The 9792-nt window shown below is 55.2% G+C and carries 7 protein-coding genes; all 7 read right to left on the bottom strand.

Going from position 1 to position 9792, the window contains the following annotated elements; all coding sequences use genetic code 11:
• Positions 1 to 131: 131 nt before the first annotated feature.
• Complete coding sequence (locus MRBLMA1_RS11330) at positions 132 to 2267, bottom strand: glycosyltransferase family 4 protein (RefSeq protein WP_363736925.1); 2136 nt, start codon at positions 2265 to 2267, stop codon at positions 132 to 134.
• A 46-nt stretch (positions 2268 to 2313) separates the two neighbouring features.
• Positions 2314 to 3330, bottom strand: coding sequence for a GDP-mannose 4,6-dehydratase (locus MRBLMA1_RS11325; RefSeq protein ID WP_363736923.1), 1017 nt, complete (start codon positions 3328 to 3330; stop codon positions 2314 to 2316).
• A 35-nt stretch (positions 3331 to 3365) separates the two neighbouring features.
• Positions 3366 to 4310 carry a GDP-L-fucose synthase family protein gene (locus MRBLMA1_RS11320; RefSeq protein WP_363736921.1) on the bottom strand — a complete coding sequence of 315 codons (945 nt, stop codon included), beginning with the start codon at positions 4308 to 4310 and terminating at the stop codon, positions 3366 to 3368.
• Between the two features lie 29 nt (positions 4311 to 4339).
• On the bottom strand, positions 4340 to 5374 hold the full coding sequence (locus tag MRBLMA1_RS11315) for a hypothetical protein (protein WP_363736919.1): 1035 nt from the start codon (positions 5372 to 5374) through the stop codon (positions 4340 to 4342).
• A 17-nt stretch (positions 5375 to 5391) separates the two neighbouring features.
• Positions 5392 to 6552 carry an AGE family epimerase/isomerase gene (locus MRBLMA1_RS11310; RefSeq protein WP_363736917.1) on the bottom strand — a complete coding sequence of 387 codons (1161 nt, stop codon included), beginning with the start codon at positions 6550 to 6552 and terminating at the stop codon, positions 5392 to 5394.
• A gap of 39 nt (positions 6553 to 6591) precedes the next feature.
• On the bottom strand, positions 6592 to 7884 hold the full coding sequence (locus MRBLMA1_RS11305; protein ID WP_363736915.1) for an HAD-IIIA family hydrolase: 1293 nt from the start codon (positions 7882 to 7884) through the stop codon (positions 6592 to 6594).
• A gap of 80 nt (positions 7885 to 7964) precedes the next feature.
• Positions 7965 to 9221: a polysaccharide biosynthesis/export family protein gene (locus MRBLMA1_RS11300; RefSeq protein ID WP_363736913.1), complete on the bottom strand. Its 1257-nt coding sequence runs from the start codon at positions 9219 to 9221 to the stop codon at positions 7965 to 7967.
• Between the last annotated feature and the right edge of the window lie 571 nt (positions 9222 to 9792).

Here is a 9792-nt window from a genome sequence, read left to right as displayed (position 1 = left end):
AATCCTACGATGACATCGTCGACCACTGCTGCTTCGCCTGGAACAGCCTCGTCAATCAACCTTGGCGCATCATGTCCATCGATTTGCGCCAATGGGCACATGGGTACCGATTAATGCTCGTTGGTATAATCTTACAAGATTTGTTCGATGCTATCCTGCCAGCGGAGTTGTTCACGCATTACATTCGCGTGGAAGCGCGAATCCGCGTCGCCGGCATAGAGCAAGGCCATGCTATAGGCAGTGTAGGCGCCTGCATAATCCTTGAGCTCCTTGCACGCATGGCCCAATTGCTTCCAGGCGGCGGCATCTTTTGGCCGCAGGCGCAGCATGGCGCAATAATGCAGACGGGCAGTTACCCAATCTAGCCGTCGTGCGGCCAGTCTGGCGCGCTTGAGAGGCAGGCGGTCAAGGTGAGGTATGGCTCGTAATAATCGAGGCGCCTGTCCACCGACCATGTGACGGCTGTCTACAATCAGTTCTCCGGTCGTTCTGTTTTGGACGATCATTTGCTTCAGCGCTTGAGCTAACAACGCCGATGCGGAAGCGGACCGCGAGAGGCCGATCCCGTATATCGCCGCACGGCAGCAGCCCGCTTCAACATGCAGTTGCAATTCTACGTCCTTGCTGGGACGAATAAGTAGGGCGATTTCCTTTACGCTTGGGTCATCATCACAAAAGGTCCACTCCGAGGTCTCGCCCGTCTCTTCATTCTCAACCTTGATAGTGCCGCCACCGGGTAAGGAGGCGAGGCAACAAAAGATCAATAACTCCTCGTTGAGGCCCTGCGTACGCAGGACCATTTTCATGCTCGGTCCTCCATATACTGCGTCGTCCCGAATTTGATCCCAGCCGAATGTCAATGTCGACAATGCAGCTGCCCGACGGGCAATGCCTGCCTCCTGCAATGGTGTTCCGATTGGGCATGGCTGTTCAATGGGCAGGGGTGCATAACGACGCGATCCGAAGGAGCGCGACAAAGCTTCGACCAATCTTGCCGTGAAATCCGGCCAACTACTTGGACGGAAATGCTGATGGATAAGATTGCGTAACTGTTGCCTGAAATCATCCTTCAACAGCAGGCGGATTTGAATCAGCGCTGCGTTCACATCATTCGGCGGACAATAGAGCGCCAAATCCCCTCCGGCTTCAGGAAGAGATGCGGTATTGGCTGCCAAACATGGCGTTCCACGCGCAAGACTTTCGCTGATTGGCAGCCCCCAGCCTTCAGCTAGGCTGGGGTAGACGGTAAAAAGGCAGTGATCATAGAGCCAGGTTAGGTCGCTATCAGACGCAGAGTCGATGTGGAGGAAATGAGTTGGACCCCATTTCAGTCCCTTCATGCGGTGCAGCAAGGCAGTCACTTTCCAGCCAACCTTGCCGGCAAATACCAGTCGGGGTGCGGCATCGCCATACTCGACATGGAGCTGATCCCAGATATCCAATAGAAAATCGTGATTCTTTCTGGGTTCGAGCGTTCCTACACACAGAACAAAACGTTGTCCCATGAGTTGCCGGACGATCTCGCTCGGCTGTTCCGATATGATGTTCGGAAAGGTGGAGGCCATGCCGGTCCGCAGAATGTCCGGGCATGGCAAGTTCAACGTCATTGCACAGGAACGAATCTCGTCTGCCACATAGCGTGAACTGGTCATCAGCACGTCGCTTATGCCAAGCATCTGCGCAAAAGCGCTTAGCCAGATCGATCGGTCTGTCGACTTAAAATAGATGGGATAACGCCAGATTAGCACATCATGAATGAATGTCGCGATGCGGAGTCGCGGAATCTGGCGCAACTCCAGCAACAGGGACGGATCATGCAACCAAAAGGCACCGGCAATCAGGATAATGTCGTCGACTTCGGGCGTCCATTGTGCGGCAGATGCCTGAATGCGGGCACATTTTGCCTTGATCTCGCTAATTGCACATTTGCCTGACTGTAGGTCGGCGAAAAGTGACAAGCAGCCGGCCGTCTCGATAGTGACCAGCTTCAAGCCGGTATAATCGCTCGCCACGGCTCCGCAGGCTATACCCAGATTATCCAGAGCTGAAAACATATTGGCAATAACGCGCTGAATACCTGAAACTGTTCGGTTTCCGGCATGCGCATAGCGTAGAATATCGGTGCAATCGATCCACAGTCGCCCACCGGAAAGCCATTTTTCGGCGCTGTGCTCATTGCGGATGGCGGTGCCGTCTTGATAGGAATGGTTCTGCATGATCCACTCAAAGATCGGATGGCAGTGCCATACGACCGCCTTCGTGACCATGAATGATTTCGCGCCGTCGCACTATGTGGCGATGGCGCGAAATGGCTTAGCGCGTCAAGAAATCGCCTTGAGTCGAAACGCGCTGACGCCAATAGTCCAGCAGGTCGCGCATGGTCGTTTCGAACGAGATTTCGGGTTTCCAGCCGGTATGCTTTTCGAACTTAGTCGTATCGGGCACCTGAAGATCGGCGTCGATTGGACGCAGCCGTTCGGGGTCCATTTCAATATGAATGTTCTTGACGGTCGAATAGGATAGCAGCGTGTCAAGCATGTCCTTGACCGAGCATATGTGGGTGCCGCCGATATTATAATAGGCGCCGGGGGTCGGGTTGATCGTCACCATCATATAATAAGCGCGGACAGCGTCACGAACGTCCGCCCACGTACGCAGCGAATCCAAATTGCCGACCTTGACCACGGGCGGGATGCGATTCTGTTCAATTAGTGCGATCTGCTTGGCGAAAGTCGATTCCGCGAACACGTCGCCGCGACGCGGACCAGTGTGCGTGAACATGCGGGTCGTCATGACAGTCATGTTAAACGCTTCGGCGTAGTAACGGCCGATTAGATCGGTGCCGACTTTCGAAATTGCATAGGGCGAAGCCGGGTGGAACGTACATTCTTCATTGATCGGCAGCTTTTCTTTCGGCACGCGACCGAACACTTCCGACGATGCACAGACGTGGATCACTGCTTCGGGGCTGTATTTGCGCAGCGCAGCCAGCAGGCGCTCGGTGCCCTGGATATTCGTGTCATAGGTTTCGAGCGGAGCATCGAAACTGGTCTTGGGGAAGCTCTGGGCGGCCAGATGGAAGACATAATCCGGTTTGGCCTGACGCACCGCATGATCTAGTGACAAGCTGTCGCGCAGATCGCCGTGGATCAGTTGGACGCGGTCCTTGTTGTTGATTCGTGAGATATGGTGCTGAAGATTGTCCATCGGACTGCGCCAGCGACTAAGACCATAGATGTCCCAATCGGTATTTTCCAGAAGGAAGTCGAGCAGGTGAGAGCCGACCATACCGGTGATGCCGGTGATGAGGCAATTCTTTTTATTGGACACGAAAATCTCCTGATCCGTAATCATCTATGTCAAAATTACTTGCGAGCGCTTTCATAGTTCTCGGCAAACCAGTCATAGGTCTGCTTCAGCCCTTCATGCAGGCTCACCTTAGGGCGGAAGCCCAAGATGAAAAGCTTGCTTACATCATAATAGCGATATTCTTGGCCGTCCGGCTTGCTAGTGTCGAATTCGACCCGACCCATCCCGATGCCCGAAATTTCCGCCAGCGACTCAATGATTTCCCGGATGGCATGTACATTGCCCGAACCCATGTTCATCGCGCCCTGACCACCTTCCATCATGGTGACCAGCGCTTCGGCGACATCAGAACTGAAGGTGAAGTCGCGGCGTGCCTTCCCGGTGCCCCACGGCGTGATCTTCGTGCCATTCTTGGCCGCCATATAGAATTTGTGGACCAATGAGGGGGTCACATGGCCGTTTTCGATATCGAAGCTATCGTGCGGACCGAACAGATTGCCGGAGATCACGAAGACATAATCCATGTCATATTGCGCCTTATAGGCTTCCAACATGGAGTAAAGTAAGCGCTTGGAGTGCGCGTAGGAATCTTCTGAATGGTGCGGCGCACCCTGAAAGATCATGTCTTCGGTCAGATGTTCAGCTGGCGGCGGATAAGGATAGACGCAGCCTGAGCCCATGGCGACGATCTTTCGTACGCCGACCTTACGGCTGCTTTCGATGACATTGGTGTTGATCATGACATTGTCATAGATCGACAGGCCCTTATTGTTCATGTTGCCCATGATGCCATAGACGCGGGCGGCCATATGAAACACGAGATCGGGGCGAAAGCGTTCGAACATGGCATCGGTCTGCTCGGTCGACGTCAAGTCATATTCGTTGCTTCCCGGCGCAAAGACTTCAACATCCATTTGTTGCAGGCGCGCGCGTAGCGCCTGACCGACCAGCCCGCGGCCACCGGTCACCAGAATTCTGGATTTCTTGTCAATAACAGTCATTGGCTCCCCTTGTAGGCTGAAGGTATGCGTTAAGCATGCCGCGATGACGCATCATAGTTGGTTTCGAGTTCGGGATTGTATAGCACAACCGAGGCGCCACTATTCTCAAATCCGAAGGACATATCCACCATGGGCTTCAGGCGGTCAATAACGGCCTGCCGATTATGCGGTTCGACATAGAAGAGCAGGAAGCCCCCACCGCCCGCGCCGAGCAGCTTGCCGCCGATCGCTCCTGCCTGAAGCGCCTCGTCATAGGCCTGATCAAGGCCGCCGTTCGACACGCTGCTGGACAGTGCACGCTTGCGCATCCAAGCTTCGTGCAACAGGCGACCGAAATCATTAAGGTCTCGGCCGCTGTCTTCCAGTATTTCGCGACCTTCGATCACCATGTCGTGGATGGCGCGCAGTTCGTCGGTCTTATTCTTGATTTCCTTGATCTTCTCACCCTCGATCTTGCTTGCCGAGCGTGTGAATCCAGTGAAGAACATCACCAGATTTTCGTTTAGTACGCGCTTCCGTTCGGGCGAAATCAGCACCGGTTCGACAGAAAAGCTGTTGTCGGCGAAGAAGCGAATCTGGTTCATGCCGCCGTAGGCTGCGGCGATCTGATCTTGCGAACCGACCGGTTCCTTCAGCAGATCCTGCTCGATGCGGATTGCTTCGCGCGCGAAGAAATGCTTCGAACCGATATTGCCGTTGTTGCCCAGATAGGCCTTTAGCATTGCAACGGTGAAGGCCGAGCTCGATCCGAGGCCCGACTGAGCAGGAAGGTCGGCATTGTACAGAACTTCGTAACCCCAGTTGTGTTCTTCGCCGTAATTATTCAATACTGCCTGAACGATCGGATGCTGGATTTCGGAAATAGATTTGGTTTCTTCGATGATCCGCCAGGATACACGATAGTTGAAGTCGAACACCTTGGGTAGCTTGCGCAGCGTAACGTAGAGATATTTGTCGATCGTCGTCGACAGGACTGACGCCGGCTCGCCAGTGCGAAACCATGTCGGATGATCGGTGCCGCCTCCGAAGAAGGAGACGCGCATGGGGGAGCGAACGATGATCATGATTTGTCTCTCTTTGCCTATTTGCCGGCCGTGCAAGACATGAGTTCCTTCAGTCCGCAGGTAATGTGGTAAAAAGAACTGGCGGGTGCGTCCTGCTGCATCCAACTGCCGTCGGCCATCCACCGGTCATACCAGGTGCCCGGGCACGGCGTTTGGAAATAAGGAACCAAGCCGCGGTAGGCGGCGACCACCTCGTCCGCCTCTTCCTGCGTCTTCAGACGGCGATAGCGAGCAACTGCGGCCTTAAGCCGTTCGGTCTGCGGCCACAGGCGAGCATTGCCATCGATGATCGACCCGTCGAGCGAGACTTCGTTGATCGCGACCCCCCGTTCCGGACAGATGCCGTACGAGCGCGCGAAATCCGCCAATCTCGTCGCGACCGGAACGCCAGACAAGTCGCCGAACGCGATTTCGAACAACCATGCCCATTCTAGGCAGTGCCCTGGCTCGACAATCGATCCGGATGCATCTTCAAGTGCCGTCCAGCTGATGTCGAAGTATTCGGTAACCGCGCCGGTTTGCGCATTTTGGAATTTGTCCTGAAATAAAGTTAGCAGATCGTGCTTCAGCCTCTGCCAACGTTCGTCGCCGGTCGCTTGATAGAGGGCATAGGCGGCCTCAAACATATGCATATGTGGGTTCTGGCGATAGGGCGGGCAGGGGGTGATCTGACCTTCCCAGAATCCGCCTTCGGGGCGGCGCCATTCGGCGTCCATCCGATCCATCACCTTGTTGGCAATGTCGAAATATTCCGGACGGCCCAGCGCGCGCCCGGCATGGGCAAGCGCGAACAGGCCAAAGGCATGATCATAGAGATCTAGGCGCGGATCAACAACCTCGCCCGCCTCATCGAACTGGTGCACAAACAGATTGCCGTCCTGAAGGCCGCGCCTGAGCAGAACGGTCATTGCCTTCTCGACCAGAGCCTTCCATGGGCCTTCCCAGCCCAGTTCGCCAGCGGTGATGAAACTGTATATCTGGCGTGCCTGCACCATCATTCGGCGGGGGATATCGACAAATTCGCCTGTTAGGGTCAATCTTTCGGCAAATTGCCCGTCAGAACAGACGCCCCTCGTTCCCCAAAGCGGGGCGGCATGATTGAATAGCCAATTCTTGGCGTGATGTTGGGCATCCGCGATAGACTGAATATCTGAAACTTCCATATTGAAGGCTGGCAACGGGCACCTCCTAGCAAACTTGGTTGCGGCGGGTTGGAGTTAGGAAATAAGGCTGGCCCATGCGGGGCTGTTAAAAAGGAAATCGTCCAGCTGACCACCCTTGAAGTAGAGGCCGGGAATGCCGAGTGCTGCGGCAGCGTCCATGTCGCTCTGCTGATCGCCGACGAATATAGCTTTCTCACGGTTCAACCGAAGCTGGCGGATGGCGCGCGAGAGCATAGCCGGCGAAGGTTTGCGGCCCAAAGGCGCGGGGGCGCGATAGGAATCCACAACCGCATCGGGATGATCCGGGCAATAATAGAACTGATCGATGAACGCGCCGTGCAGGTTGAGCTGCTGCTGAATATGATGGTGCAGACGCCAAATATCCGGTTCACCATAATAGCCGCGCGCCACACCAGCCTGATTGGTTACCACGACCACGGCGATGCCCGCATCGTTGGCGGCCTTGATCGCAGCCATTGCACCGGGCACCCATTCCCATTGGTCGAGGGAGTGGGTGTATCCATGATCGATGTTGAGCACGCCGTCCCGGTCGAAGAAGATGACGGGGCGAGTCCGGCTGGGCAGGTCTTTCTGCGCCTGCTGCAATGTTTCAGGCAGGCCGATGTCGAGGAAATATCCACTAGAAGCGATGCCCACGATCTGGCGGCGATCGGCTAGCACGGGCAGCACATCCTGCTCCAGCGATGTCGGCCGATCAGGGATCAAATCCAGCACCGACCGGCGCAAAGCGTAGATTCCTGCGTTGATGACGCCATTTTTCTGAGCTGTGTTTGGATTTTTTTCCCGGAAGCGGACCACATGGCCGTCGTTATCGACATCTACAGCGCCATATCGGCTGACATCATCTATTTCGCGCAAGCTGATCGAGCAGGCGGCATCAGGCGTGCTTGACAACAAGGCATCTACCGCGCGAATATTCGTATCGAAAATAGTGTCGCCGTTCATCAGAATGAAGCGGTCTGCCAGCGCCTGTTTTGCGAACGCCAGCGCACCCGCTGTGCCCATCGGCTCTGGCTCGATCAGCACGTCTATGTCGGCGCCCCAAATGCGGCGGTGCGCATAGCGTTCGGCAACTTGTTCGCCCAAATGGCCCGCAATCATAAGGACATGGCGGAACCCCTGCCGCAGCGCGCCGTCTAGCAGAAAGTCGAGGAACACCTGACGTTCGTCGATCTGCATCAAAGGCTTGGGCGTACTCTGTGATAGAGAACCGAGCCGAGTTCCTTTCCCCCCGACCAGAATGACAAGTTGCTGCGATGTGCACGGAGTCAAAGCAAGGGAAGAGCAAGAAGAGGATAAGACGGTTTCCGTTGCGGTAGGATTCATTCTGCTCAATCTCTTGAATTGACGGTCTTCGTCATGGAGGAATTGGTGGTCTTGATACGCGCAGTGCGATTTTCACCACTTTACCGCGTTAAAGTGCCGACGCTGACTGCAGGGAAGACAATCGAGGATAATAGATTGGTAAATTTCTGTAGATCAGCAATAGGAGCATTCGTGACATAAAGAAGATCCTTATCCTTGATCACGAAATTCTGTGCTATGAAAAATGAAGCTGGGTCATGCAGATTAACTTTATATATTACAGGAACTTTGCCGTCCGCGGTTTGCGGCGCTTTTTGGGCGGCATTAGGGGTCAATGCCTTGCGATCTTCATAACGAAATATGAAGACGCCCTGCGGATTAGCACGCTGGTCTTGCAATCCGCCGATGCGGCCTAGAGCTTGCGATAGGGTAATACCTTGCGCCTCGATCGAGATTTCCTCATTGCGACCGGTTGCGCCCAGCGACGTGAAGCTGAAGGGCTGATACAGGGCTGTGATTACATCACCGGGTTGAAGGATGATGTTTTGACGCGGGTCGCGGATGATATCGTCCAGTGCCATGGAGCCACTACTATCACCGCGCGACAACCGCAGGGTGATTTTGCCTGTCGGCTGCTTCGTGCCGCCTGCAGAGGCTAGAGCGTCAAGTATCCGTTCTCCATGAGCCGAAAGGGGCACGCGCATGCTTTGATTTACATCCCCTACGATAGTCGCGGTCGCGGCGGTATTATGCGTAATACGGACGATGACCTGTGGCTTGTGTGCCTTGCCGGCCAAGCGGGATACGATGTCGGCTGCCACCTTGTTGGGCGTGCGTCCGGCCGCCATAACTGACCCAGCGAACGGAACTTCGATCCGTCCGTCAAGATCGACCATCTGGTCGGAAAGGTCGAAAGATTGCGACGTATCAGGTGAGGAAGACGCCAAGGCTGCAATCGTGGGCCGACTGGAACCGAACAGCGCGGCGGGCGGCGCTTCCCAGATGGAAATATTCACCACATCGCCACGTCCGATTACGGAACCCACAGGCGATCCATCGCCGAATGTTGCCATGAAAGTGGTCCCCACCCCAGCCGCGGCCACTTGCCGCGCAACCTCGCTGGTCATGTCGATCATCTGAATGCCAAGATCGGCCTGCGCCTGAGTCGTATTACCGGCATTGTTGATCGCGCGTGTGGATGGACCATCTGCGCCGCTGAAGCTGGTGCATGCCGACAAGGTGAAAATGGCTGTGGCCGTACTCGCCAGAAGGCCCGATCCGGAAACATGAGAAAAGCGCGAGAAAATAGCGGGCGCAGCGTTTTTCAGGGTCACGAAAGCATCCAGTTCATCTATCATTGTGAGATGACGCATCATTGCGCGGTGTTGTGCCTAGAATAGGCCGGGCGGCTCCGCAAGCTGTGGCGTCAAAAGGCCATGATCTGAAGCCTTCTTCCTCGTTTGGATTCTGTGCGGAAAGTCAGGGTTGTGTTCTCCGTTGGCGCCAATGGCATGGTGTTGAGGTCGTGATTCAGGGAGGCGTGGAGCTTCGTCGTAATGACGAAAGAATGAAGATGAAGTGCCAACCCTCTGGGAAAAATCGCCAGTGAAAGTCTTTGTTGAGAGGGAGGTAAGGACATTCGACGCAGACCCGACGGCACTTCAACTCATGTAGTCCTATGCGATCGCCCATTTTCCTCGCCAGCTGGCGCTGCTGTTAGTACGGCCTATCGATCGACTCGTGCATGTGGTCGGTGTCCACGCTAGCATAGCGCTGAACTATCCTTAATGACTGCCAACCGCCTGAGGTGGTGTCGGCAATTCGGACAGGGTGATAAGCTCATCCCGACCTGAAGGAATGGACGGGAATGAAGACGACGAGAAAGCGCTACAGCGCCGAGTTCAAGGCGAAGGTGGCGATGGAAGCGAT

This window comes from Sphingobium sp. LMA1-1-1.1 (assembly GCF_040676365.1).
Taxonomy (GTDB): Bacteria; Pseudomonadota; Alphaproteobacteria; order Sphingomonadales; family Sphingomonadaceae; genus Sphingobium.
Note: the sequence above shows the minus strand (reverse complement) of the source record. Positions and strands in the feature narration are given on the sequence as shown.